The sequence below is a fragment of the Vibrio sp. 10N.222.54.E6 genome (assembly GCF_041473955.1).
Classification (GTDB): Bacteria; Pseudomonadota; Gammaproteobacteria; order Enterobacterales; family Vibrionaceae; genus Vibrio; species Vibrio tasmaniensis_A.
The window spans coordinates 257,074-281,643 of the sequence record NZ_JBFRTD010000017.1; the positions used below are offsets into that span (position 1 = coordinate 257,074).

The following is a 24,570-nucleotide window of genomic DNA, read 5'->3' on the forward strand; positions in this document are numbered from 1 at the left end:
GGAGATTGGTGAGCGGGACTTTTGGTGCCGTAAAAATAATAAAAGTCTAGAAAATCTAGACCTTTATTTATATAAGCTTATTTTTTATTAGGGAAGAACCACTTATCTAAGTAATCACTCATCGGTGCAAAAGCAAGGTTTGCGTAGTTAAATGGGTAATTAGCGGTTGTTGTTTCACCACTTGCAATTTTACCAATTGCCGTAAAACCTTTTGGTTGGTTTGCGTCTTTCAGCTCGTTCGGGTATTTACCGTTAGCAGGGTTTACTTTGTATTCATAAACTAACCCCAAAAATGCACCAGGGTTGAGGTTCTTTTTGATAGTGTGGGTATAGTCTAACTTGCCGTTTGAAATCTCATCGCCTTCGTCATTAATGCTCGTACCATTATCGGCCAGACATTTACTCGGAGTGCCATCAATACGATCTGAACCTAATTGTCCGTTACCGTAATTACATTCGTTATATTTTAGGTAACCTAGAGCTTGTGTACCGGTTCCTATTTTCTTATTAACAAGAGTCTTGAAGCCTTCGTAGCTCTTAGTTAACTCGGCACCTACGGCTGTATTGTTGTCACCATCAACGTAGTAATCGAAAACTTGCATAAGCTTTTGATATGTCGTGGTACTTAGTGTTTCATCCATCCCCGATCTTGTAGTGTAAATCAATTCTAAGCCATTGATATTAGGGCTGCTCGCATAGATGTTTTGTGCAAGTGCAATAATGAACTTACCGTGGGCTGTTGATGGATTTGGCTCTTCTTCGGAAATGCCAATGAGTATTTTTTTCTGGCTAAACTGTTTTCTTACATCATCATGAGCCCATTTAAGCAAATTTTCGACTTGCAGTTTTACGGCATCTTGCTGAACTTGAGTAATGTTTGGACCAATCGGCAGAATGTAAATACCTTTTTCAAAAGCACAGTTTGGCACTTCAGCTGCTGTTGAACAGTTTTTAATGCTGGTATAGGTCGCGACTTTCGTTAGCGTTGGAGTCGTTGGAGTCGTTGGAGTCGTTGGAGTCGTTGGTTTTGCTGGTGCTTTATTGCTTGAGTCTGATCCACAGCCGGCTAAGAATAAGGTGCTGATAAGGGCTGTTGTAAGCAGGATTGGGGATTTTTTTGTTATCATTGGTAATGAACTTTCCGACGGTGAGTGATGATTTTTCGGATAGTCTCACTCCTATCAATAAGTGTATTCATTTTTTATGGACAAGTGGGCTGTAACGAGAGTACAGCCCAGTATACGGAAAGTACTAAAAACTTGACAGTGTTCCTTCTGGCATTAGGTGGTTATGAACGGATAACTTGAGTAACAGGTTAGCTTGTTCAATATCTGGAGCAAAATATCTGTCTTTATCGTAGAAGCTCACTTTCTCACGCAAAATCTGCTTCGCTTCTTCCACACGAGGGGAAGATAGATTAGGCGCTCGGAAGTCGAGTCCTTGTGCTGCTGCTAAATATTCTACTGCCAATATCCCACGGGTGTTTTCAGCCATGTATCTAAGCCTACGCGCGGCAAAGGTGGCCATTGATACGTGGTCTTCTTGGTTGGCAGAAGTAGGTAGGCTGTCTATTGACGCCGGATGAGCCAAGGTTTTGTTCTCACTTGCCAATGCTGCAGAGGTAACCTGAGCAATCATAAAGCCAGAGTTCACGCCGCCGTTATCGACCAAGAAAGGTGGAAGTTTGCTTAGTGCGCTATCAATCAGCAGCGCCATTCTACGTTCTGACAAGCTACCGATTTCAGCTATCGCTAGTGCAAGGTTATCGGCTGCCATTGCGACGGGCTCTGCGTGGAAGTTACCACCTGAAATGATGTCGCCATCGTCAGCGAAAACAAGCGGGTTGTCGGATACGGCATTCGCTTCAATCGTTAAAGTCTCTGCTGAGTTACGAATCTGCTGCAAACAAGCACCCATCACTTGAGGTTGGCAACGCAGTGAGTAAGGGTCTTGAACCTTTTCACAGCAAGTGTGTGATTCGCCAATTTCACTCTTTTGATCAAGCATATGGCGGTAAGCAAGTGCTGCATCCATTTGGCCACGATGACCACGAACGCGGTGTATACGAGGGTCAAACGGACGACGGCTACCTAGCGCGGCTTCTACAGACATTGCACCACACACGGTTGCAGACGCGAATAAGTCTTCAGCTGCAAACAGACCTTCTAATGCAAATGCTGTCGATGCTTGTGTGCCGTTTAACAGAGCTAAGCCTTCTTTCGGAGCGAGTGTTATTGGCTCCAAGCCTGCGATCTGCATTGCTTCTAAGCCAGTGATGATCTTGCCGTTGTGGCGTGCTTGGCCTTCACCTAGCAGTACCGTACTCATGTGGGCGAGGGGAGCAAGATCTCCTGAAGCACCCACAGATCCTTTTTGTGGAACACATGGGTAAACCTGTGCGTTCACAAGATCGATAAGGGCATTAATCACTTTGAGGCGGATACCAGAGTAACCGCGAGACAAGCTGTTAATCTTTAACACCATCATCAAGCGAACAGTTTCATCAGACATGAATTTACCAATGCCCGCCGCGTGAGAAAGCACGATACTTTTCTGTAGTACTTCTAAATCCTCAGGGGCGATTTTGGTATTTGCTAACAAGCCAAAACCCGTGTTGATGCCATACACAGTGCGATCTTCAGCAATCACTTGTTCGACAACGTGCATGCTCGCTTCTATATCAGGAATCGCTGCAGGATCGAGAGATAAATTCACAGGGCTACGGCTAATCTTACGCAGTTCAGGCAGGCCTAGAAGTCCTGGCTTAAGTAATAAATTCAACATGTTTTCTCCAGACATTAAAGGCGACGAAGTTCTTCGTTTAGCATAGGTAAATCAAGCTTCTGCTCTTTAGCACACTGCTTGGCAATATCGTAACCCGCATCAGCATGACGCATAACGCCAGTAGCCGGATCATTGTGAAGTACACGAGCAATACGTTGTGATGCATCTTCGCTACCGTCACAACAAATCACCATACCTGAGTGTTGTGAGAAGCCCATGCCAACGCCGCCGCCATGGTGCAGAGAAACCCATGTTGCGCCACCAGCTGTGTTCAGAAGGGCATTCAAAAGAGGCCAATCAGAAACTGCATCAGAGCCATCCATCATGCCTTCTGTTTCGCGGTTCGGGCTTGCTACTGAGCCCGAATCTAGGTGGTCACGACCGATAACAACTGGTGCTTTCAGTTCGCCATTTTTCACCATTTCATTGAATGCTTGTCCTAAACGTTCACGATCTTTCAAGCCAACCCAACAAATACGAGCTGGTAGGCCTTGGAACTGAATACGTTCACGCGCCATATCTAGCCAGTTGTGTAGATGCGGGTTATCTGGAATCAATTCTTTTACTTTTTGGTCTGTTTTGTAGATGTCTTCAGGGTCGCCAGAAAGAGCAGCCCAACGGAACGGGCCGATGCCTTCGCAGAATAAAGGACGAATATAAGCAGGAACGAAACCTGGGAAATCAAATGCGTTTTCCACTCCTTCTTCAAGTGCCATTTGGCGAATGTTGTTGCCGTAATCTACGGTCGCAGCGCCACGGTACTGAAGATCTAGCATAGCTTGAACTTGAATAGCCATAGATTGCTTAGCGGCTTTCACCACTTTTGCTTCATCAATAGTACGTTCTTGTGCTGCTTTCTCCATCGTCCAACCTTGCGGCAAGTAGCCGTTCAGCGGATCGTGGGCAGAGGTTTGGTCAGTCACTACGTCAGGCGTGATATTGCGTTCAACAAGCTCTGGGAATACATCTGCTGCGTTACCGAGTAGGCCAACAGAGATTGGTGTGTCTGATTCTTTAATCATTGCCATCGCTTCATCTATGCTGGTGGCTTTTTTGTCGACATAGCCTGTACGCAAGCGGTAATCGATTCGTGATTCATCACATTCAACCGCAATCATCGAGAAGCCAGCCATAGTCGCTGCGAGAGGTTGAGCACCGCCCATACCGCCAAGACCACCCGTTAGAACCCACTTGCCGTTTGCTTCTCCTTGAAAGTGCTTCTTCGCGATAGCGACAAACGTTTCATAAGTGCCTTGAACGATGCCTTGTGAGCCAATGTAAATCCAGCTACCTGCGGTCATCTGGCCGTACATCATCAAGCCTTCTTTATCGAGCTCGTTGAAGTGTTCCCAGTTCGCCCAGTGTGGAACAAGGTTCGAGTTAGCGATCAGTACGCGAGGTGCGTTTTTATGTGTCGGGAACACGCCCACAGGTTTACCTGATTGAACAAGCAACGTTTGGTCGTCTTCTAAACGCTCTAATACTTCAACAATCTTGTCATAACATTTCCAATCACGTGCCGCGCGACCGATACCGCCATACACAACCAGTGCATGTGGATGTTCTGCCACATCAGGGTCTAGGTTGTTCATCAGCATACGCAGTGGTGCTTCTGTTAACCAAGATTTAGCGCGCAAAGTGGTGCCATGAGGTGCGCGAATTTCGCGAGTCGTGTCGAGACGAGGGTCACTGTTGTGGTGTTCCGTCATTTTGGAATTCCTTCTGTTTCACGTTATATCGTTGTAGTTGTAGTTGTAGTTGTAGTTGTAGTTATCGGTATAGCTGGATTAGTCGCTGGCCATTGCACTGGCTATATCCCAACACAAACGTGCCGCCAATCGAGCCGTTTGGCCATCGATGTCGTAGTCTGGGTTGTATTCCGCAATGTCCGCGATAATGAGTTTTTCACTGTGTTTGAAAATCTGTTCTAGAAACGGAGCGAGTGCTTCATAGCTCACGCCTCTTGCCGCTGGTGCACTTACGCCCGGCGCAGTCGCTGCGGGGAATACATCGAGATCAATGGTGAGATAGAGGTAATCACATTCAGCGATGAATTTTTGCAACGTAACCAGTTGAGCGACTTGGTTAACTTGGGTCATGTTGCGGTCGTGTTCATACCAAACACCCAGTTGGTCAGCTTTGTTAAACAGCGCTTTGGTATTGCTAGCAGCACTCACGCCAAGACAAGCGTAATGAAACGGCCATTGATGTGTATGGCAGTAATCACTTATCTGGTTGAAAGGCGTGCCTGAGCTCGGTTTAACATCGGCGATTTCGCTTTCAAATTCACGAAGATCAAAGTGAGCATCAAAGTTAACGATGCCGATCTTAGGTTTGTGTATTGGCTGATCTTTATCAATACGTTCAGTTTTATGAAGGCGTTCTGCTTTATGTAAATGTTCCGCGAGGCCTTGGAAAGATGCCCAAGCAACTTCGTGACCACCGCCAAGGGTAATCACTTTGTTGGTTGATAAAGCATTAGCAATAACAGAAGCACACTGTTTTTGACTGACTTCGAGTTGACCATCGTTACATTCGATGTCACCAAGGTCCGCGATGTGTGTATCACTGTGCCAAGCCATATTAGCCAACGCTTGACGAATCAGGTTGGGTGCTTGTCTTGCGCCCACTCGTCCTTTGTTTCTTGCAACGCCTGCATCGCTGGCAAAGCCAACTAAGGCGATAGCGCTATCAGTAAGCTCGTTACCTAAATCGCTACTTTGAACTTGTTTGGTAATGTGATGAACGCGTGTACCTAGTGCGCCATCTTCAAGATCATTACGTCCCGTCCACACGAAGTTATGTACGGTTTCTGAGTTCTTTTGAATGCCGTTGGAATTAGATTGAGTCATGACACACCTCGCCATTAACAATGCGTTTATGAAGATGAGGAACACCGACTTGATAGCTTAGATCGGCAGGGTGCTCGATATTCCAGATAGCTAAATCAGCGGCATAACCAACTTCAATTTTGCCTTTAGTTTGTGAGTCGCCAATGGCAGCCGCAGCGTTACAAGTTACACCGCGCAGCGCCTCTTCAGGCGTCGTACTAAACAGGGTGCAGCTCATGTTCATCATTAGAGTTAAATCAGCAAAGGGAGAAGTGCCGGGGTTTAGGTCGGTCGCGATTGCCATTGGAATGTCGTGTTCACGAAGTAGGGCAACGGGCGGTTGTTGAGTCTCTTTTAGGAAATAGAAAGCTCCGGGTAGCAAGGTCGCAACTGTGCCTGATTCCGCTAGTGCCTTGACTCCGGTTTCATCAAGGTACTCAACATGATCGACAGAGAGTGCACCGTATTTAGCTGCGAGCGCACTGCCGCCCATATTTGAAAGCTGTTCTGTGTGGCCTTTAATCGCTAGTCCGTGTTCTTTGGCTGCTGCAAATACACGTTCGGTTTGTTCTAAATTGAAGCCGATAGATTCGCAGAACACGTCAACTGCATCGGCGAGTCCTTGCTCTGCGGCTTTAGGAATGATCTCTTGGCAAACCAGATCGATATAGCTGTCTGGTTGTTCTTTATATTCAGGTGGCACAGCATGCGCTGCAAGGAGAGTGGTGGTGATCTTAATTCGGCGATGATTCTCTAACGCTTTAGCTGCGCGTAACATCTTGAGCTCATCTTCAAGTGTTAAACCATAGCCAGATTTTACTTCGATGCTGGTTACGCCACTTCTTAGCAGGCCATCGAGTCTAGGCAAAGCCATTTCAACCAGTTCGGATTCTTGCGCTGCGCGGGTCGCGGTTACTGTCGCCAGAATGCCGCCGCCTTGCTTGGCGATGTCGGTGTAAGACACACCATTCAAACGCTGCTCAAATTCATTGGCACGATTACCTGCAAATACAAGGTGAGTGTGGCAATCAATTAACCCAGGGGTGACGAGTTTGTTTTTGCAGTCATAGGTGACGTAATCCAAAGAACCATCAACACTTACTTGTTCTAATTCAGAAGCAAGTGCCTCGTGGTTTGAACAAGAGATGGACACGATCTTACCGTTTTCGATAACGATATTTTGAGGGGAAGTGGGCTGATAACCATCGGTTCCCGAACTCATGGAGACCACTCGTGCGTTTTTGAGGATCAAATTCATAATCACCTAGATCTTTGCTAAACATTAAATGTATATACAAATAAATAGGCTAAACGCTGACCCGAATCAAGTTGATGTTGCAAAAATGTGATCGGCGATCAGGATGATGTTCTTTAATCTAGAAGTATCTTGGAGCTTAATTTGTACTTAGAGCCGGGATGGTAGAGCAATGCAAAGCTGATGAGGCGTTCTTTGCTCCATGTTCTTCTATTCAAAAGAAGGCAAGGCTCTGATTCTGATAACTTTAGTGACGTTCTTATTTGAGAGTCAGGAATAATGGCTTCAACCGTGTGTTCGATAGCACTCAACGGGCAGCTTTTTGAAAGGTATTCATTGGGTGTCGAGGTTGAAAAGTCTTGCTCTAGGTATTTTGGAGCGGTTTGAGAGTTCACCCAGCGCGCTTCTAATTGAATCGGTGTGTTGTCAGCAAAGTGGATGATTTCACTATAGAATACTTCGGCATTGATCATCACACCTAGCCGTGTAGCCGTGCTTTCATCAGCCTTGATGCTCTTGTGTTTGATAACTTGGCTAGTATACGTTTGGCCACGGTCTTTGATCTCTTGCGCGATGTTGTTGATATCAAGCAGAGGAGATTGCGCTTTTTCGTCAGGCTCACAAACAAAAGTGCCCAGTCTTGGCTTCCTGATGAGCTTGCCTTCAGACACCAGATCTCGAATGGCTTTATTCACCGTCATTCTGCTCACATTGAACTGCTCGGTGAGTTCGAGTTCTGTGGTTATCTGGTAACCCACTGGCCAGTGACCACTGGTGATATTGTCGTCTATGAACTGTTTTATCTGAAGGTAGAGCGGCGCTTTCGACATAATGAAACCTTATTTGACTATACAAATAGAGTAACGGAATTTTTCACGATTTCAACATTTCCTCGGGCAATGTGACCTTATTCAACATAGATGGGGCAAATTGCTTGATTCTGTGAGGCAAGTGTCGCAAATTGTCACGCAATAACTATTCGTAAATCAGATAATTAGAAAGGGAAATAATATGTTTAAGAAATTAAAGGCCTCCTTGGGCATCGGTGCAGCAAAAGTTGATACCGTCTTAGATAATATTGAAGTTTTCCAAGGTGGAGAGTTGTCTGGCAATGTTCACATTGTTGGCGGCGACGTTGAGCAACAAATCGACCTGATCAACTTGGTTCTCAACACAGAAGTAAAAGTCGAAACGGAAGGTAGCACCAGCTACGAAACATTTTCGTTAGGTCGTATTCAAGCCGTAGAGCCTTTCGTGATCCAACCGGGTGAAACCAAATTGGTGCCATTCCGTCTTAAGTTAAATGATGAAACGCCAGTCACCGCGTTGAACGCGCAAATGAATCAGTGTCATGTGTGGGTTGAAACCAACCTAGATATCGGCTTTGCGATTGATCCTAAAGACCGCGACTTCATCTCCGTACACCCATTGCCAACAGTTGCTAAAATCATCCAAGGCGTGGAAGCATCGGGAATGGCAATGGTGAAAGCAGACGTAGAGAAGGGCTTCTTGAAAGGCAACAGCTTTACTTCTCGCTCTGGCTGTTACCAAGAGATTGAATTTCGTAGCGGCGGTTTCATGAATAACAAAGAGATCGAGCTATCATTCATCGTTGAAGGCTCAATGGTTCACTGCTTAGCAGAAATCGATCGCTCAATGAGCTTCCGTGGCGACCAATACATCTCATTCAGCATGCCTGCAAACGCGGCCGATTCTGACATTCGCAACGCAGTCTCAAGAATCATGAGTGCGTAGTCGGTCTCTGTTAGTAGTCATTCTGTCTATTAATAGAGAGACGGTAATACGATTTCTAAAGCCGAACTTAACCGTTCGGCTTTTTTGATTCTACTATCTGTCCAGTCCTGAAATGGGTTTACCACTGGTGCCGATAGGACAATTGAAAGGCAACATCGGTGGAGTTGTCCATATTGAAGATGTTCTCGATTATGGATATCTCAACTGCCGAGCGTTGCATGAGATAGCGATAGCCAAACATCATTTCATTCGCGGCTTCTGAAAACTCAGTGTCACCATCTTCTGCGCCTTCATACCAACGGTATTCAAGATGCAATTCATGGTTTTCAAATAGCGTGAGTTGATAGCCGCCCATCCATGACCATGTCGTCTTCTTATGCGAAAAGCTATTCTCTGCTTCTCTACTGGACTGATTCGCTAACCCTAAGCTTGTATAGAAGGTATTGATGTCGAGTTGGTATGCATAGTTGAGTTGAGCGCTTTGTTCGGTGCTGTTTCCCTTAAATGCACCGTGGCTGACGTTGTTATGATAGAGGGAGACACCAAAAGATAGTCCGTGGTTTTCAAGGTCTATGATTTGGTATTGAGTGTAGAGTGTGAAAGCACTTGTCAGCGTGTCGCCAGAGAAGTCACTGATATTGATGCCATGGCTTGGCGCGTAAACATCAAATTGGTGTCTGTCTTTACGTTCCCGCCCTGCTTGGTCGATGCCAAATAGATCGTGGTAATTGATGATGACTTTATCAAGGTGATTGTTGGCGGCGTATAACCAGCGGTAGTTGAACTCTATTTGCCATGCTGTTGTTAGTTGCCATTTCAGCCCTGTTTGAAGTTGATTCTGATAATAGTCTAAATGATAGTCGTGAGAGTTAGCCCATATACTCGCGGCGGTTAAAGAAGCAAATACTTCAAGCTTGTTTTCTTCGAGCGGAAAGCCAGAGCGGAGCGTTGGAGTAAGACGAACTGACTGCAATGGTGCTTGGGTATAACTGATTAGCGGGCCGTAATCTTTGTTGGCCCATGCGGTTGGAGTAAAAACAACAGTTGCTATTAGTAATGATAAAGGTGGTATGAACGATATAAAGACAGCCTGTTTTCCCATATGCACCTCATTCGCATTCCGTTGCCTCTATATAGCTTAGTTCTAAATAACTCGTTTGTAAGAGATAAGTTGGAAGGGCGTACTCACAAGAGATAGGACAAATAGTTGAGTTGATACAGCTTGACTGGAAAGAGGAGGGGCAGGGAAGTTACCGCTAGCATATGAAACCTATCATTCGTGGCTAAAAAATTGCTGGCGAGACTGTCTTATTGCTGATTTTTAAAAAACGTTCACATTGAAAATGATCTATTAGATCAACAAGTAAAAACCATCTAGATCATAATTGCAGAGGACAGTATTAGTATGGGTAATTTTGAGCAAAAAGGTGAGGTGAGTCACGCTTTAGTGGCTGCTGCGCGACTTGCCCCGCACCAGGTGAAATGGGTGAAGTTAAGCAAGACCCAATTAAAGGTATTTAATTCGATAAAGCAGGGTGAAGAAGTGACAGCGCAACTTATTGCTGAGCGATGTGATTTGTCACCAAGTTGGGCCAGTTCTCTTTTGAGAAGTTTATATCTGAGATGCTATCTAACGAGATCGAGTGTAGGGCTAGATTTGGGAGGAGTGCAATTTGGTTATCAACATTACAATAATTGAATGTTCTAAAGGCAGCCGTCTTGCATATCGAAATTATACTCAAGTTGAATCGTAATCTTCGGCATTTCGATTGAATAAGCCTCAGCTTTTGCGGCACAATGGCAGAGATTGATGAGATCAATAGTATCGTTGCTGAATAATTAATTTGGAGTTGTGGTTCGTGGGAAAAGTTATAGGTTTGGAGAGCATTTTTAAAGCCGGAGTCATCGTATTGCTAACCCAGCAAGTCATGGGTTGTGTAAGTAGCCCAAAATCTGTGAGTATTTTGAGCACTGAACATGAACCCATTTATTCTTTTGAAGAAAAAAGCTGCAGTAAAGATATCAAAGCTTCTGATTATTATAGCAACCCTAAAGCGTTGAATAGCTTGTTGGATTGGCATCTAACTTCACCTGAAGTGAGCAACCCAGCGTGCATGAATAATATAGGTTGGATATACCACTTTATAGAAAGGGATTACCCCAAAGCACAAGAGTGGTACAAGCAGGCTGTAGCTCAGGGTAATTTGGATGCTATATATAATTTAGCATTATCTTATGATAGCCAATCTCCAACGCTTGGTAATTATGAGATGGCTTTCTCTTTGTATAAGCAGGCTGCGGAACAGAACCACATGTATGCTCAAAATAATTTGGCTCAAATGTATGAGCGTGGGCATGGGACACCTACGAACTTCACTAAAGCTAAATATTGGTTTGAAAAATCTTCTAATCAGTTTTACAGCCTAGCTTTTGTTCACTTAGGGTATCTCTATGAATATGGTTACGGTGTGGGTCAGGATTACGAGCAAGCGAAGCGGTATTATAAACAAGCTGTACAATTAGAAGATGCTAAAGGTGAGTTGCGCTTAGCATTGCTTTATTTGAGAGGGCAGGGTGGAGCTGTTGATAAAGAAAAAGCAATATTGCTGTTACAATCGTCAGCATCTAAAGGTAATAGTTACGCAAAATATCATCTATCTTTATTGTCTAGCTAGTCAGTAAATTCAGTAACCTAGGTTCTTCTGCAGCCTATAAGGTCGCAAACGCGGCTACACCCCGCGAAATAAAAATTTTTCGGGTCATATAGCCACCACCACTGGCATGACACTGAATTGCCAATATCGAACTTAGGTTTTGAGCGTGATGCGTAACGCTAAGCTGTAACCATCTTGTTTGCTTTAACAAACGAATGGTAAAAATGCAAAGCGTTGCAAATCAATCTTGAATAGTTTGCTATGTTTACTGATTCGTTTTGACCTCCTCTTGACGCTTTAGCGATGCTTTAGATTCTTGAGGTTTGATTACAGTGGATAGGAATATATCCTTGTAGATTCCTTTCACTGAAGCTGCAGTCACCGCAAAACCAGCGATTAATATGTATAGATCAATTTCATTTAGTAGTTTTTTAGCATCATCATTAAACGTTCCTAGAATGAGCAAAAAACCGCATATGATACCACTGGATTGAAGTATGGCGTTTACCATTACAGCCTGATTGAACTCGCGTTTCGCTCTGTGACACCTGTATGTATATATTAAGATCAAGATAGCTCCCAATATAGCCGATGGAATATATATGGCTTTATCCATTTTTATCCCCTTTCGCTACAGAGTCTCCAATTAAGCCTCCTAAAATGCCACCTATAATAGCGCCAAATGGGCCTCCAATTGATGCTCCAAATATTGCACCTCCAGCTGCAGCCCCCATGACCCTAGAGCTATCGTGTACTGGTGTATCATAAAGCTCATAATCAGCTTCGAGTTCTGCAACGCCACTCGATTTTTCAGATGTGTAATTGATAATACCTATAGGGTATTATCAAACCTTCATCTCTACCTCATAGCTGGAACCACAGTTATGACATTCTTCAGAGATTATTGCGGTGTATTCATTCTCATCCCCCATCTGCCTACTTGAACCACCAGTAACTTCAAAAGAAGTAACTTCTTCTTCGTAAAACTCCCCACACTTTGAGCAGCGAAATTTTGCTTTGCCCACTATTCCATCACTCATAATTCAAAATATCTCCTGTATACTTAACACTATATTAAGGTGTGAGTCATGTTTGCCAAGACACTTAACCAGAACACCATAAACACTGGACTACACCCAAACCAAAAATACCGAGCGTGGGGAATAACTCTTAGTCGTTTGTCAGCAGCTCCGATTAGCACGACATTCAAGGTACGCATACCGATTTAACTCAGATATAAAGAATCTTGAAAGAGTATCTACCGATGACGCCTTTAACAGGATCGGTACAGCGAAATATTTATATACAAACGAAATTGGTAGCACCACCAACGCGTACATTGTAACTATTAATATGATGCTAAAAAAAGCGAAGCTTTGTACCTTGTCCCAAGTAACATTCTGCAATAATTCATATAACACTGTATCACTCTCCGATTTGGAAACGGTGATAAGAGCAATAAGACTAATTAGGTAAATAACCAAGCTCAGAATCCTATTCTTCGAGTCTGGGGAGTAGATAAACTGGAAAAACCGACTCCATTCTGATTGAGTTGATAAACCATGCTTACTTGCATCAGTCTCTCTCACTTCCTTTAGGTTCTTCATTGCTTCAAGAAGTGACTTACCAATGTGAGATACAAGCGATTGTAGATAAACAGCTTTGTGAAAGTCGATATTATCACTATCAAGAAGAGTGTAGCTGGACAAATGTCGAATGAGATTTTTGTCATAATGTCGCCGTGCAATTCCACCAAGAAAGCCTGCAATTAGCATTGGAAGAATTGATATGTTTACGTAGTCCAAAACAAGCTGTAAATAACCAGCAAGAGCAAACAGAATAATAGAAATAGACAGGTACCCTAAACCTTCCATTCCAAAATATCGCATACTGACAGTATTGGAGTAGTACGTTCTCGCTAAATATTTAAGCTCTTCCAACTTAACTTGTCTCCTGAAGTCTAAAAGGACTGCTAAAGCAGCGTTAAGTGGTGAGTAACGCAAACCACCTTACCTAAAGCTATTGTGCTGTAAATTTAAGCTGAAGCAAACCAAAAATGCCGAGTGTTGGGAATCGGTTTTAAGCGCTTGTGAAGTCCCATTACTACAATGCTAAATAGTTGGCACTGACGGTAATGATTCAAAGCGCATTGCTCCAACTGCCCATTTGTTACCCGAAATTGCATATTGATGTAAGTTTTCCGGTGAAGAAAGTATAAAGCCAGAGAGTTTCTTCTTTGCTGCTTTCGATGAATACCTTTTTTGGCACATATCAACAAAACCGCTGATACGCTCGGCTATGTCACCTGGAAACCTAAACTCTACATTTTCGTCGTAACGAATTTGGGCTCTATATTGCAGACTCTTTGGCAATGTCCCTTTTCGCTTCCAAGCAATCATTGGCATTGGTACTCTTGGTATTTTCGAGCTTTTTGGTAGATAAGAAACATTTGGATCCAGTAACACATCGTTGACTTCAACCCAATAATGACTTGGTTGATCACGATTTGAACCAGCAAAGCCCTCTAAGGAAGCTTGACGTCCATCGATTGACATTGTGAATGCGCCGACATTACCCCCGACAATAATGGAACTAACACCTTCTTTCTGCAGTATCGAATATATTGCACAAGCCGTATAAAGACACCGAGAGTCATAATCTGTTGGAAATGTTTTTTTCAAACACCAATCTATTGTTGCGAACAAATTGTTAACTTTAACTCGACCAAGCATCATTACATTCACCTTTACTATTTGATGGTTCGATAAACTCACTCTGGTACTTAATGCTTCTTATACGGCAATGCTTCGTATTTTGAGGCTGAATGATGCCTAATTTATATATTCGATTCAACAATGAATCAATGGGTTAGTGATGTATTAGAGGTGTTAGATTGCTTTGTGGCGAGTAACCTTGATCTGTAGCCATGATAGGTCTTAGTATTGTGAGAGGGTAAGAAGAGGGGGCATCGCATTAAAACAGCAGAATAATCGTATTCGGTCAGTGAAGGTGAGATGTTTCCTTAACCTCTTGTTCAGTACATTATTGTCATTTCATGTTAATTCGTTACAATACCTTTGGAATAAATGAGGGTGCATCTGTATTTGTACCTGAATTTGTACCAATTCTTACATATATCCCCATCAAGTTATCTAACTTGTTGAATTAAATATATTAAATAATTTTCATGTGTTGCTTGGTGTGCAACACCACTGTAAAGGACAAATAATGCCAATTATTACTCTTCCTGACGGTAGTCAGCGTCAATTTGACAACCCTGTATCAACTCTAGATGTTGCCCTATCAATCGGTCCTGGTCTTGCGAAAGCAACCATTGCTGGTCGTGTAGATGGCGAGCGTGTTGATGCTTGTGATCTTATCGAAAACGATGCAAGCCTAGAAATCATCACAGCTAAAGATGAAGTTGATGGCCTTGAGATCGTTCGTCACTCTTGTGCTCACCTTTTAGGTCACGCGATTAAGCAGCTTTTTCCAGAAGCGAAAATGGCGATCGGTCCTACCATTGATAACGGTTTCTACTACGATATCGACCTTGAGCACTCTCTAACGCAAGAAGATCTAGAAAAGATTGAAAAGCGTATGAAAGAGCTAGCGAAGACCAAGTATCAGGTTGTTAAGAAGAAAGTTAGCTGGCAGGAAGCGCGTGACGCATTCGAAGCTCGCGGCGAGACTTACAAAATCGAAATCCTGGATGAGAACGTTTCTAAAGACGATCGTCCAGGCCTGTACCATCATGAAGAATACATCGATATGTGTCGTGGTCCACACGTTCCACATATGGGCTTCTGCCAACACTTCACGCTACTTAACGTAGCGGGTGCTTACTGGCGTGGTAACAGTGACAACAAGATGCTTCAACGTATCTACGGCACTGCATTCCACGACAAAAAAGCGCTTAAGGCTCACCTAGTGCGCCTAGAAGAAGCGGCTAAGCGTGATCACCGTAAAATCGGTAAGCACTTAGATCTATTCCACATGCAGCAAGAAGCACCAGGTATGGTGTTCTGGCATCATAACGGTTGGACTATCTTCCGTGAGCTAGAAGTATTTATTCGTCAGAAGCTGACTGAGTACGATTACCAAGAAGTAAAAGGCCCATTAATGATGGACCGTGTTCTTTGGGAGCGCTCTGGTCACTGGGATAAGTACGCTGAAGCGATGTTCACGACTTCTTCAGAGAACCGTGAATACGCGATCAAGCCAATGAACTGCCCTGGTCACGTTCAAATCTTTAACCAAGGTTTGAAATCTTACCGTGATCTACCGTTACGTATGGCTGAGTTTGGCTCATGTCACCGTAACGAGCCGTCTGGCGCACTTCACGGCATTATGCGTGTTCGTGGCTTCACTCAAGATGATGCTCACGTATTCTGTACTGAAGACCAAGTTCAGCAAGAAGTTAAAGCTTGTATTGAAATGGTTTACGATACTTACACAACTTTCGGTTTCGAAAACATTGTTGTTAAGCTATCTACTCGTCCAGAACAGCGCGTAGGTTCAGACGAAATGTGGGACCGTGCAGAGGCCGATCTTAAGCAAGCGCTTGAGGCGATGGAGATTGCATACGAGATTCAAGAAGGCGAGGGTGCGTTCTACGGACCTAAGATTGAATTTACTTTGCATGATTGTTTGGACCGCGCATGGCAATGTGGTACAGTGCAGCTCGATTTTGCATTACCAGAACGTTTAGGTGCAACTTACGTAGGTGAAGATAACGAGCGTCACACGCCAGTTATGATTCACCGCGCGATTTTAGGTTCACTAGAACGCTTCATCGGTATTCTTATTGAAGAATACGCTGGCTTCTTCCCAACGTGGTTGGCGCCAGAACAAGCAATTGTTATGGGCATTACAGACAAACAGTCTGAATATGTACAAGAAATTGCGAAAAAACTGCAAAAAAGTGGATTTAGAGTCAAAGCAGACTTGAGAAATGAGAAGATTGGCTTTAAAATCCGCGAACATACTTTGAAACGTGTACCGTTCATGCTTGTGTGTGGTGACCAAGAAATGGAAGCCGGCGAAATTGCAGTACGTACACGTAAAGGTAAGGACCTTGGCAAATTTAAAGTGGATGACTTTATTTCATACATCCAAGCCGAGGTTTCAAGCCGTAAGCTCAATCTGGAGGAATAGCTATTAAAGGCGGAAGACGTGGCCAACAACCGGCCAAACAAAACCAGCACCGTTTAAACGGTGACATTCGTGGCGTTCGTGAAGTGCGTCTAACTGGCGCAGACGGCGAAGCTGTTGGTGTAGTAACAATCGCTGAAGCGATGGAAGCTGCAAATGAAGCTGGTATGGATCTTGTAGAGATCAGCCCTAACGCCGAGCCGCCAGTTTGTCGTGTGATGGACTACGGTAAGTTCCTCTTCGAGAAGAGCAAAGCTGCGAAAGAGCAGAAGAAAAAGCAAAAGCAGGTTCAGATTAAGGAAATTAAATTCCGACCTGGAACTGATATTGGAGACTATCAGGTAAAACTACGCAACCTGACTGGTTTCCTTGAAGACGGCAACAAAGTGAAGGTAACAATTCGCTTCCGTGGCCGCGAAATGGCTCACCAAGAAATCGGTGTTGACGTTCTTAATCGTTTGAAAGTAGATACTGAAGAATTTGCAGTTGTCGAATCTTTCCCAACGAGAATTGAAGGTCGCCAGATGATCATGGTGTTGGCCCCTAAAAAGAAGTAATTAACGGCTTTGCAAGTAATTAAACCCTGCAGCCTCAGGTTGCGGGGTTTTATTCGCCCTAATTACTATGTTATTAACAACTCAACAATGCGGAGTTATTCATCATGCCTAAGATGAAAACCAACAAAGGTGCTGCTAAGCGTTTCCAGAAAACTGCTGGTGGTATTAAGTTTAAGCACGCTGGTAAACGTCACATCCTGACTAAGCGTACTACTAAGAACAAGCGTCAGCTACGTCCGAACTCGATCCTTCCTAAATGTGAAGTTGCTCAAGTTCTACGTATGATGCCATACGCTTAATTCTTTTTAGTTTATAAATTCGTTTAGTTTAGGAGAAGCATAATGCCTCGCGTAAAACGTGGTGTACAAGCTCGTGCACGTCATAAGAAAGTTCTAAAACAAGCTAAAGGTTACTACGGAGCACGTTCACGTGTTTACCGCGTAGCTTTCCAAGCAGTTACCAAAGCTGGTCAATACGCTTACCGTGACCGTCGCAACAAGAAACGTCAATTCCGTCAACTTTGGATTGCACGTATCAACGCGGCATCTCGTCAAAATGGTCTATCTTACAGCCGTTTCATCAATGGCCTTAAGAAAGCATCTATCGAGATCGACCGTAAGATTCTTGCTGACATCGCAGTATTCGACAAAGCAGCATTTGCTGTTCTAGTTGAAAAAGCGAAAGCATCTCTATAATTTAGAGTTAGCTTAAAGGTTTAATAAAAGGAGAACTTCGGTTCTCCTTTTTTATTGCCTGCTATTTGGCTTTGCCGCATTCTCTCGCATCTAATTTTTATTCGCTTGAACAAGCATTCTGGTATATAAACATTTACCTAACCTTTAAATGTTAAGCGACCGAGATAAATGACCGCACCGACTACTATGACGTTCTTCGAACGTTTTGAAACTGACATCCTTTCTGGCAAGAAGACGATTACTATTCGCGATGAATCTGAGCGCAATTACCAGCCAGGTAGCGTTGTAGAAGTATCAACGCTAGAGCAGGGACGTGTATTCTGTAATCTTAAGATCATTAGTGTAGAACCAATCTTGTTTGATGACTTAGGTGAGTTCCATGCGGAGCAAGAGAACATGACGCTAGAAGTCCTCAAGGGTGTGATTCAAGATATCTATCCGGGTATCTCTCAACTGTATGTGGTTTCTTACGAGCTTGTGTAACCCGCTTTAAATAGAATTTGTTGATCAATACAGCGTCTAACGCAGAGCAATGAGAAAGGGAAGTCACAATGAGTGAATTACAGAATGGTGCAGCTCAGCAAATTTTGCTCCAACTTTATTGTCGTGAGCAAAATGAGCAGCCGTTAATCTCTAGAACTGATCTCGACCTTGCTCTTTATGATAGCGAAGGCTTTCTAGCGTGGCGTGATACAAAGCGTGACTTCATTGTCAGTGATATCGAGAATCGAGTTTGGGTGAAGAGTTGCCCCGGCGGTTACATCACTGAAGTACACTTCAATGCTGACGGTTCTCTGATTGAATATCGTTTGTTCGATCGATTTGAAACAACAGGGCAGTGGCAACTAAAAGATGGGTTGTTACACGTCGAGATTTTGAAGGGCGAGAATCGCTACCAGTTTACTGTTGTGGCTCGTGCTGATCTCAATATTCACTCTGCGGTGGAATATAAAAATGGTGAGCTGCATTCGTATCTGAAATTGGTGCAGGCTGAGCGTTAATCCCTTTTAGCCGACCTTGCTTGTCCATTAGAATAAGTGATATTCCAAGAATAAAAAAGCCAACAGTGATGTTGGCTTTGTTGTTTTCAATTCGACCGATTACTTCCAATCAACACGCCATTAAGCTTCGAAGTTCGCCAGTTGAGTATAAAGCTCGCTGTCTTGATCTTGCTTTGCACAAACCGTCAGTAGGTCTTCAATAAAGTACTTCAATGCACGCGCTTCAATTCGACGAATGCCTTGTTGCTGCTCTTCAGTCAGATAACCGTAGATAGTTGCTGCTCCGAAGTCACCAAAGATCATCTGACCTTGCTCGTTAACCAAAGTGTTGTGTGCGTATAGATCACCATGACAAACTTTGTTGGCATGAAGGTGTTCAAACACATCAATCATCTGCTCTGTAATACTATTGATCTTAGCAATTGAAAGCTCGAAGCCTTCATTGAACGTATCGCGAGTGCAGCTTTCAAGAGTAGGGGGCAAACCTAGGTTGTAGTAGTTGCTCGGGATAAGCTCCATCACCAATGCTAGGTAGTTATCTTCATCAACTTGTGCGATAGACTTCACTAGGTTGCTATGTTGGCCTGCTTGAAGACATGCTTCAAGTTCATCATGTGGGTAACCGTCACTGGTCACTTCGCCTTTGAATACTTTAACCGCCACTTCTTGTGGGAAATCAAAGTCACCGTTTAACCAGTTAGCATGAGAAATTACACCAGACGCACCTTGGCCCAGCACTTGATTGAGTGAGTAGCATTGCGAGCTTACGGCAGGCACGCTATCTAAGCTACTTGGATGTTTGCAAAATGGGTTACCCGCAAACGCTAACCAAGCCAGTTTTGGTAGCTTGATAAGGAACTCTGGGAATTCAGTCAGTTGGTTTGCAGACAGACGAACCAGTTCAAGGTTTGATAGCTTTTCCATACTTTCTGGTAAAACACGAATCTTGTTACCTGCCAATGCGAGCTTTTGCAGGCGTGGTCTTTCACCTAGTGAGTGAGGGAGAACCTCAATTGCATTGTCTGTCAGGATCAACCAACGTAATTGAGCAGGTAAAGATTGCTCGCTGACGGTTTTAATTTGATTAGATTTGAAGCCAACCATTTCGAGCTTAGGAAGAGTACCTAGAACATCAGGAAGGTGCGTGAACAGGTTATTCGACGCGAAGATGATACGCAGGTTAGTCAGCTGTGATAGCTCGTCTGGTAAGCTTGATAGTTGGTTTCCATAGAGGTCTAGAACCTCTAGAGAATCGGCAAGATCTAAGATCTCTAATGGAAATTCAGTGAGCTCTGCTGACAGTTTTAAGTGCTTAATCCCTTTAAGTTGCCCTGATTTAAGTTGTTCTAGAGTATGCAAACCTTAGCCTTATGAATAGATGTTCGAGGCGTGTAGTTTACTTGTCTCAATCGAGAAAGGCGAGCACCGGAGCGATGCTCGCTTAACTACACTAAGTGAACGAATTTACGAAGGTTAAAGTCGTATATGGTTTTGGCTGACGCCGACCTCCTTAACAAAATCAGCATCATGACTCACCAAGATAAATGCGCCTTGGTATTCACGTAAAGCGGACGCCAATACTTGCTTTGAGTCGATGTCTAGATGGTTGTCCGGTTCATCAAGCAATAGAAGCGGGGTGTCTTGTTTGTGGCTAACGATCAACATCGCCAGTTTCATTTTTTCACCACCACTTAAATGAGACACTTTTCGGTATACGGAGTCTCGCCTGAACCCTATTCCAGCGAGCAAGGTTCGTGCGTCACTTTCTGTTAACCCAAAGCTGTGTGTCATCAAACTATCGAATATGGTGTCGTTGGTGTCTAACAGGCCAAAATGTTGATCCAAGTATACGGTCGCCCCTAAGCGCTTAATGGATCCGATATAGTTCGAGTGCTGGCCATGAATGGCTTTTAACAGAGTCGATTTTCCGCACCCGTTAGCCCCGGTTAGATAGCATCGTTCGCCTTGTGATAGAGATAAGCTAATAGGAACACCAGAACCAAAATTTAGGCGACACTCTTCAACGGTTAATAGTGAGTGTTTTTTAGTAGCATTCGCTTGTTGTAGGTACAACGCTTGCGGCTTCAGTTGCTCTTGCTGTTCTTTAAGAGATTGAAGCTTATGTTGGTTTTGATCCTTTAAGTTCTTGTGGCTTGTTGCCGATGCGCCTTGGGTTCGCCCTGCTTTATCTTTCATGGCATCCAATAATATCTTGGGTTGGCTACCTGATTTTCGGAGTCGGTTACCTTGAGCCTCACGTTGTTGAGCTTTTTCCTTGTTAATCTGAGCTTGGCGCTCGAGTCGTTTCTTTTCCGATTGATGATGCGTTATCTGCTTGTCCAGTGCTTCACTTTGACTCGACATTTGCGTGAAGTAATCATCGTAGTTTCCTTTGTAGAAACGTAATCCCAAACTGTTGAGATGATAGATCCCTTCCATGTGTCTCAATAAGCTTCGATCGTGACTGACGACAAGCACTTTTCCTTCAAATAACTGGCACTGTTCTAGTAACCAATTACGCCCGTCGCTATCCAAATGGTTTGTCGGTTCGTCGAGAATCAGTACGTCGTAGTTTGATACGAATAAGCGATGAAGCTGCAATAGGGATAGCTGCCCGCCGCTCAATGTATGGCACGGTGTGGTTAACCCACTGGTTATTTTCAATGTGGCTAAAAGTTGCTTTGTGTTCGCTTGTAAATCCCAATCCTCGCCAACGATATTGAAGTGCTGAAGTTCGCAGCTGCCTTGTTCTATGGCATGTAATGCGTCTAACTTTTCGGTGAGCCCCAAGAAGTCAGCAATGCTGGTTGTGCTATCCAATAGCTTTGAAGGCAACTGGGAGTAAAAGCCGATCGAGCCTTGTTTGGAAATGCTGCCTGATGTGGGTTGTGTTTGCCCGACCAGTAACGAAAGCAGTAGTGACTTTCCCGCCCCATTTCTTCCGACTAAGCCTGTCAGGCGACTGCTCAAACTAAAGGTGATGTCTTTGAATAACCACTCACCAGTATCGAGCTGGAATGAGAGATTGTTGGCTAATATAGTAGGCATAAAAATACCTCCCTTTACGTGTAAACGAGTAAAAGGGGTGAGGCGCTTTTCTACATAGACTCCAACATAGGAGTCTAAGAATAGATCACCAAGACGTTACTTAGGTAGATGACCAATCAAAGATAGAAAAGCTGCGCTGAGACAATTTCTGTCTTTGAGGTACAGTTCTGCAAGATACATGTTGTCAAAATACGGATCTTTAAGAACTTGATTTGTCGCGAAAATAGATGACGAAGTAACGCCCACTAACCCCGAGTGTCCAAATGATTTTTATAAAAATAAATCGGATGTCAGGATGTTAGTACTTCATTATGGCGTTATTCTCTTTTGAAATGATGGTGTGATGTTACTGAAAGAGGGGGCTTAAAGTCAATATGGTGATGTGATTAAAATGTATCCAAATAATTAAAGCGCCTCATGCCTATATATAGATATAACCATGAGGCGCTTTAGAGTGTTCTTTGAAAGCAAGAGCTTCAAATAATGTGCAAATTACAGGTTTTGTCCGCCGACAGCTCGCCAACACATGTCAAAGCTATCGCTGATGTACTTGCCTGACTGCTCTGGAGGTAACTCATTCTGCTCAATCAACCAGTTTGCACAAATCAAAAAATGGCTGTGGATGAAGTGCCTAACAAGGTTGATGTCTAACACCATCAGCTCACCAGTTTCTTGTCCTTTCAAAATGATCTCGTCTAACGATGCGAACATCTTTGAAACAATCACTTCTCGAGTTTGAGTCGTCGGGTCGAAATGAACATTGGTGAAGAACTTCATCGCAACTGGATTTTCTAACGCCCATTCAAGCCCTGTAATCCACATGAACTTAAAGGCTTGGTAGCGATCTTGTTCAGCGATTTCTGTGTGCTGGTCAAGGGTAGAAAATAGCTCTATTTTCAGTTCACGAAACAGTTCATCAATCAGTAGAGATTTGTTCTCAAAGTGATGGAACAGCGTTGCCTTTGCCACACCTGCCGTTTTCGCTATTTGTCCGGTAGATGTGCCCTCTAGCCCTTGCTGAGAGAAGAGCAGGAGCGCAGCATCTAGGATTTTTTGCCTTTTCGTAATCATCTATTTAGTACTTTGAACAGAATCTTTTTAATTGGGTTGTTGTAAGGAGGGTGCATTAACTTGGTGAAGTTAATTTTACCTCTACTTAGAACGGTTTTAGCATGACTAAAGGTCTTAAAGCCTTCAATGCCATGGTAGTGTCCCATGCCTGAAGGGCCTATACCACCGAACGGCGCGTCTTCTGCAGCCACATGCACCAAAGAATCATTAATACACACGCCGCCAGAGTGCGTGCTCGATAAGATTAGATCTTGAGTCTGCTTATCATGACTCATCAGGTACAAAGCAAGCGGACGTTCTCTTGTTGTGATGTAGCTGATCGCTTCTTCAATAGAATCATAAGGAACGATAGGCAGTACGGGGCCAAACAACTCTTCTTGCATTGCGAGCATGTCGTCGTTCACTTCGGTTAGAAGGTGTGGCGTCATTCTGTGGTTCACATCGTCTTGTGCTTGCTCGGTGACAGTGTGAACAACTGCGCCTTTAGATTGAGCATCTGTAATCACTCCCTTCAAACGATTGTATTGACGCATATCGATCACTGAAGTTAAGTCTTTGCTCTCAATGCCTGCTTTATACAGCTTTTTGAAGTACAGCTTATAAGCTGTGATGAACGCGTCGACTTTTTCTCGTGGTAATAAGATGTAATCGGGCGCCACGCAAATCTGGCCAGCGTTCAAGCTTTTTGCAAACAGGATGCGTTCAACGGCGTCAGCCACATCAAAGTCGGGAGCAATAATCGTTGGAGACTTGCCGCCCAATTCCAAGGTTACAGGCGTTAAGTTATCGGCTGCTGCTCTCATGACGTGCTTACCCACAGAGGTCGAGCCAGTAAATAGAATATGGTCAAACGGGAGCTGGCTAAATTTAGCGGAAACGTCAGCTTCGCCTTCGATAATCGCGACTTGATCTTCACTAAAGCCTTCGGCCAGCATAGCTTTTAAAACTCGGTTGGTCACTGGAGTGAACTCAGACATCTTGAGCATTGCAGTATTACCTGCCGCCAGCGCCGTGATGAGAGGACCTAAAGAGAGCATCACCGGGAAGTTCCAAGGAACAATGATACCGACAACACCAACTGGTTGATAATGAATCGTGATCTTCGCGGGTGTCAGCATTAAGCCTGCTTTTCTGCGAGATGGCTTCAACCATTTCTTAAGGTTCTTCAGGCTGTAATTGATCTGGTGAAGAGAAGGGGTGATATCAGCAATCAAGCTGTCGTGTTTTGCTCGATGGCCATAATCTTCAGATACTGCCTCAATCAACTGCTCTTGATAGCGCATTAGCAACGCTTTTAATTCTGAGAGGTTTTTTCTTCTCTGCTCAAGCGTTGGATTAACATTACAGCGGTAGTGATCTTTTTGTCGGTTGAACATTTGATCCATGTCGTTGATGCTCGACGTGTTTGGTTCAAGGTCTAGATTATGGCTCATAGTATCCCCTAAATTCGAAAGCTGACCGATTGGTTGGTCGGTTGAAATTACAAGAATATCCAACCAAATACAAGATATGCGCGAGAAAAGTTCAAAAATTGAGCGGTTACAACATTGAAGTGAGCGAGTTTTAGTAGGAAGAACGAAGTGTTTATAGGTATCGAATCACGGGATACAAGTTGTGTTTGTGATAGCGAGAGTTCAGATTGGGAAGTGCGCATATTTGTCACAACCCTGACTTAACTTGACCAGGTTAGCTAAGAATTTTATGTGTCTTTGGTATTTTATTCACCTGATTCTTTGTTAGAAAGTGCTTTAAATCTAATGCGCTT

The 24,570-nt window shown here is 43.8% G+C and carries 23 protein-coding genes; 9 read left to right on the forward strand and 14 right to left on the reverse strand.

Going from position 1 to position 24,570, the window contains the following annotated elements:
- Positions 1-77: 77 nt before the first annotated feature.
- The 6 genes from AB4513_RS11675 to hutC form a co-directional block, all read right to left on the reverse strand.
- Positions 78-1,127 carry a histidine ammonia-lyase gene (locus AB4513_RS11675; RefSeq protein ID WP_102257341.1) on the reverse strand — a complete coding sequence of 350 codons (1,050 nt, stop codon included), beginning with the start codon at positions 1,125-1,127 and terminating at the stop codon, positions 78-80.
- Between the two features lie 124 nt (positions 1,128-1,251).
- Positions 1,252-2,784 (reverse strand): histidine ammonia-lyase, encoded by a 1,533-nt coding sequence (gene hutH / locus AB4513_RS11680; RefSeq protein ID WP_032555189.1) that lies wholly within the window; start codon positions 2,782-2,784, stop codon positions 1,252-1,254.
- 14 nt (positions 2,785-2,798) lie between these two features.
- The gene (gene hutU, locus AB4513_RS11685) at positions 2,799-4,493 is read right to left on the reverse strand and encodes a urocanate hydratase (protein ID WP_009846491.1); all 1,695 of its coding nucleotides are present in this window, start codon (positions 4,491-4,493) and stop codon (positions 2,799-2,801) included.
- Positions 4,494-4,571: 78 nt separating this feature from the next.
- The gene (hutG, locus tag AB4513_RS11690) at positions 4,572-5,636 is read right to left on the reverse strand and encodes a formimidoylglutamase (RefSeq protein WP_009846492.1); all 1,065 of its coding nucleotides are present in this window, start codon (positions 5,634-5,636) and stop codon (positions 4,572-4,574) included.
- Positions 5,623-6,873 carry an imidazolonepropionase gene (hutI, locus tag AB4513_RS11695; RefSeq protein ID WP_009846493.1) on the reverse strand — a complete coding sequence of 417 codons (1,251 nt, stop codon included), beginning with the start codon at positions 6,871-6,873 and terminating at the stop codon, positions 5,623-5,625. The genes hutG and hutI overlap by 14 nt, the downstream gene beginning before the upstream one ends.
- A gap of 113 nt (positions 6,874-6,986) precedes the next feature.
- Positions 6,987-7,700, reverse strand: a complete 714-nt coding sequence (hutC, locus tag AB4513_RS11700) for a histidine utilization repressor (RefSeq protein ID WP_009846494.1) — start codon at positions 7,698-7,700, stop codon at positions 6,987-6,989.
- 181 nt (positions 7,701-7,881) lie between these two features.
- Here hutC and AB4513_RS11705 point away from each other — a divergent pair, with 181 nt between their 5' ends.
- Positions 7,882-8,625, forward strand: coding sequence for a sporulation protein (locus AB4513_RS11705; RefSeq protein ID WP_009846495.1), 744 nt, complete (start codon positions 7,882-7,884; stop codon positions 8,623-8,625).
- 118 nt (positions 8,626-8,743) lie between these two features.
- Here the strand turns inward: AB4513_RS11705 and AB4513_RS11710 are convergent, their stop codons facing one another.
- On the reverse strand, positions 8,744-9,727 hold the full coding sequence (locus AB4513_RS11710; protein ID WP_009846496.1) for a DUF3187 family protein: 984 nt from the start codon (positions 9,725-9,727) through the stop codon (positions 8,744-8,746).
- A 303-nt stretch (positions 9,728-10,030) separates the two neighbouring features.
- Here AB4513_RS11710 and AB4513_RS11715 point away from each other — a divergent pair, with 303 nt between their 5' ends.
- The gene (locus AB4513_RS11715; RefSeq protein WP_009846497.1) at positions 10,031-10,324 is read left to right on the forward strand and encodes a hypothetical protein; all 294 of its coding nucleotides are present in this window, start codon (positions 10,031-10,033) and stop codon (positions 10,322-10,324) included.
- A 160-nt stretch (positions 10,325-10,484) separates the two neighbouring features.
- Entirely contained in the window at positions 10,485-11,300 is an 816-nt protein-coding gene (locus AB4513_RS11720; RefSeq protein ID WP_009846498.1) for a tetratricopeptide repeat protein, read from the forward strand.
- 244 nt (positions 11,301-11,544) lie between these two features.
- Here AB4513_RS11720 and AB4513_RS11725 read toward each other — a convergent pair whose 3' ends face one another.
- The 3 genes from AB4513_RS11725 to AB4513_RS11735 all read right to left on the reverse strand — a co-directional run bounded on the left by AB4513_RS11725 (position 11,545) and on the right by AB4513_RS11735 (position 14,014).
- A complete protein-coding gene (locus tag AB4513_RS11725; protein ID WP_009846499.1) occupies positions 11,545-11,895 on the reverse strand; it encodes a hypothetical protein in 351 nt (116 codons plus the stop codon).
- 229 nt (positions 11,896-12,124) lie between these two features.
- Entirely contained in the window at positions 12,125-12,319 is a 195-nt protein-coding gene (locus tag AB4513_RS11730; protein ID WP_009846501.1) for a hypothetical protein, read from the reverse strand.
- Positions 12,320-13,390: 1,071 nt separating this feature from the next.
- The gene (locus AB4513_RS11735) at positions 13,391-14,014 is read right to left on the reverse strand and encodes a hypothetical protein (protein WP_009846503.1); all 624 of its coding nucleotides are present in this window, start codon (positions 14,012-14,014) and stop codon (positions 13,391-13,393) included.
- A 493-nt stretch (positions 14,015-14,507) separates the two neighbouring features.
- Between AB4513_RS11735 and thrS the strand changes: the two genes are divergently transcribed.
- The 6 genes from thrS to AB4513_RS11765 all read left to right on the forward strand — a co-directional run bounded on the left by thrS (position 14,508) and on the right by AB4513_RS11765 (position 18,686).
- The gene (thrS, locus tag AB4513_RS11740) at positions 14,508-16,436 is read left to right on the forward strand and encodes a threonine--tRNA ligase (RefSeq protein ID WP_029223062.1); all 1,929 of its coding nucleotides are present in this window, start codon (positions 14,508-14,510) and stop codon (positions 16,434-16,436) included.
- 2 nt (positions 16,437-16,438) lie between these two features.
- Positions 16,439-16,990, forward strand: a complete 552-nt coding sequence (gene infC, locus AB4513_RS11745; protein WP_077680304.1) for a translation initiation factor IF-3 — start codon at positions 16,439-16,441, stop codon at positions 16,988-16,990.
- Positions 16,991-17,094: 104 nt separating this feature from the next.
- Positions 17,095-17,289, forward strand: a complete 195-nt coding sequence (gene rpmI / locus AB4513_RS11750) for a 50S ribosomal protein L35 (protein ID WP_004738430.1) — start codon at positions 17,095-17,097, stop codon at positions 17,287-17,289.
- Between the two features lie 42 nt (positions 17,290-17,331).
- A complete protein-coding gene (gene rplT, locus AB4513_RS11755) occupies positions 17,332-17,685 on the forward strand; it encodes a 50S ribosomal protein L20 (protein ID WP_004733517.1) in 354 nt (117 codons plus the stop codon).
- A gap of 168 nt (positions 17,686-17,853) precedes the next feature.
- On the forward strand, positions 17,854-18,168 hold the full coding sequence (gene yqfB, locus AB4513_RS11760) for a N(4)-acetylcytidine aminohydrolase (RefSeq protein WP_009846506.1): 315 nt from the start codon (positions 17,854-17,856) through the stop codon (positions 18,166-18,168).
- 68 nt (positions 18,169-18,236) lie between these two features.
- Complete coding sequence (locus tag AB4513_RS11765) at positions 18,237-18,686, forward strand: hypothetical protein (RefSeq protein WP_102257340.1); 450 nt, start codon at positions 18,237-18,239, stop codon at positions 18,684-18,686.
- 120 nt (positions 18,687-18,806) lie between these two features.
- Here AB4513_RS11765 and AB4513_RS11770 read toward each other — a convergent pair whose 3' ends face one another.
- The 4 genes from AB4513_RS11770 to AB4513_RS11785 form a co-directional block, all read right to left on the reverse strand.
- Positions 18,807-20,045 carry a leucine-rich repeat-containing protein kinase family protein gene (locus tag AB4513_RS11770; RefSeq protein WP_102257339.1) on the reverse strand — a complete coding sequence of 413 codons (1,239 nt, stop codon included), beginning with the start codon at positions 20,043-20,045 and terminating at the stop codon, positions 18,807-18,809.
- Between the two features lie 114 nt (positions 20,046-20,159).
- Positions 20,160-21,734, reverse strand: a complete 1,575-nt coding sequence (locus tag AB4513_RS11775; RefSeq protein WP_102257338.1) for an ABC-F family ATP-binding cassette domain-containing protein — start codon at positions 21,732-21,734, stop codon at positions 20,160-20,162.
- A gap of 492 nt (positions 21,735-22,226) precedes the next feature.
- The gene (locus tag AB4513_RS11780) at positions 22,227-22,805 is read right to left on the reverse strand and encodes a TetR/AcrR family transcriptional regulator (protein ID WP_065103388.1); all 579 of its coding nucleotides are present in this window, start codon (positions 22,803-22,805) and stop codon (positions 22,227-22,229) included.
- Entirely contained in the window at positions 22,802-24,238 is a 1,437-nt protein-coding gene (locus tag AB4513_RS11785) for a coniferyl aldehyde dehydrogenase (protein ID WP_102257337.1), read from the reverse strand. Before AB4513_RS11785 ends, AB4513_RS11780 begins: the two co-directional genes overlap by 4 nt.
- Positions 24,239-24,570 lie beyond the last annotated feature (332 nt).

Bases quoted from the DNA above. Each gene is read 5' to 3' on its own strand.
- AB4513_RS11675 (WP_102257341.1), bottom strand. From the start codon at position 1,127: ATGATAACAAAAAAATCCCCAATCCTGCTTACAACAGCCCTTATCAGC.
- hutH (WP_032555189.1), bottom strand. From the start codon at position 2,784: ATGTTGAATTTATTACTTAAGCCAGGACTTCTAGGCCTGCCTGAACTG.
- hutU (WP_009846491.1), bottom strand. From the start codon at position 4,493: ATGACGGAACACCACAACAGTGACCCTCGTCTCGACACGACTCGCGAA.
- hutG (WP_009846492.1), bottom strand. From the start codon at position 5,636: ATGACTCAATCTAATTCCAACGGCATTCAAAAGAACTCAGAAACCGTA.
- hutI (WP_009846493.1), bottom strand. From the start codon at position 6,873: ATGAATTTGATCCTCAAAAACGCACGAGTGGTCTCCATGAGTTCGGGA.
- hutC (WP_009846494.1), bottom strand. From the start codon at position 7,700: ATGTCGAAAGCGCCGCTCTACCTTCAGATAAAACAGTTCATAGACGAC.
- AB4513_RS11705 (WP_009846495.1), top strand. From the start codon at position 7,882: ATGTTTAAGAAATTAAAGGCCTCCTTGGGCATCGGTGCAGCAAAAGTT.
- AB4513_RS11710 (WP_009846496.1), bottom strand. From the start codon at position 9,727: ATGGGAAAACAGGCTGTCTTTATATCGTTCATACCACCTTTATCATTA.
- AB4513_RS11715 (WP_009846497.1), top strand. From the start codon at position 10,031: ATGGGTAATTTTGAGCAAAAAGGTGAGGTGAGTCACGCTTTAGTGGCT.
- AB4513_RS11725 (WP_009846499.1), bottom strand. From the start codon at position 11,895: ATGGATAAAGCCATATATATTCCATCGGCTATATTGGGAGCTATCTTG.
- AB4513_RS11730 (WP_009846501.1), bottom strand. From the start codon at position 12,319: ATGAGTGATGGAATAGTGGGCAAAGCAAAATTTCGCTGCTCAAAGTGT.
- AB4513_RS11735 (WP_009846503.1), bottom strand. From the start codon at position 14,014: ATGATGCTTGGTCGAGTTAAAGTTAACAATTTGTTCGCAACAATAGAT.
- thrS (WP_029223062.1), top strand. From the start codon at position 14,508: ATGCCAATTATTACTCTTCCTGACGGTAGTCAGCGTCAATTTGACAAC.
- rpmI (WP_004738430.1), top strand. From the start codon at position 17,095: ATGCCTAAGATGAAAACCAACAAAGGTGCTGCTAAGCGTTTCCAGAAA.
- rplT (WP_004733517.1), top strand. From the start codon at position 17,332: ATGCCTCGCGTAAAACGTGGTGTACAAGCTCGTGCACGTCATAAGAAA.
- yqfB (WP_009846506.1), top strand. From the start codon at position 17,854: ATGACCGCACCGACTACTATGACGTTCTTCGAACGTTTTGAAACTGAC.
- AB4513_RS11765 (WP_102257340.1), top strand. From the start codon at position 18,237: ATGAGTGAATTACAGAATGGTGCAGCTCAGCAAATTTTGCTCCAACTT.
- AB4513_RS11775 (WP_102257338.1), bottom strand. From the start codon at position 21,734: ATGCCTACTATATTAGCCAACAATCTCTCATTCCAGCTCGATACTGGT.
- AB4513_RS11780 (WP_065103388.1), bottom strand. From the start codon at position 22,805: ATGATTACGAAAAGGCAAAAAATCCTAGATGCTGCGCTCCTGCTCTTC.
- AB4513_RS11785 (WP_102257337.1), bottom strand. From the start codon at position 24,238: ATGAGCCATAATCTAGACCTTGAACCAAACACGTCGAGCATCAACGAC.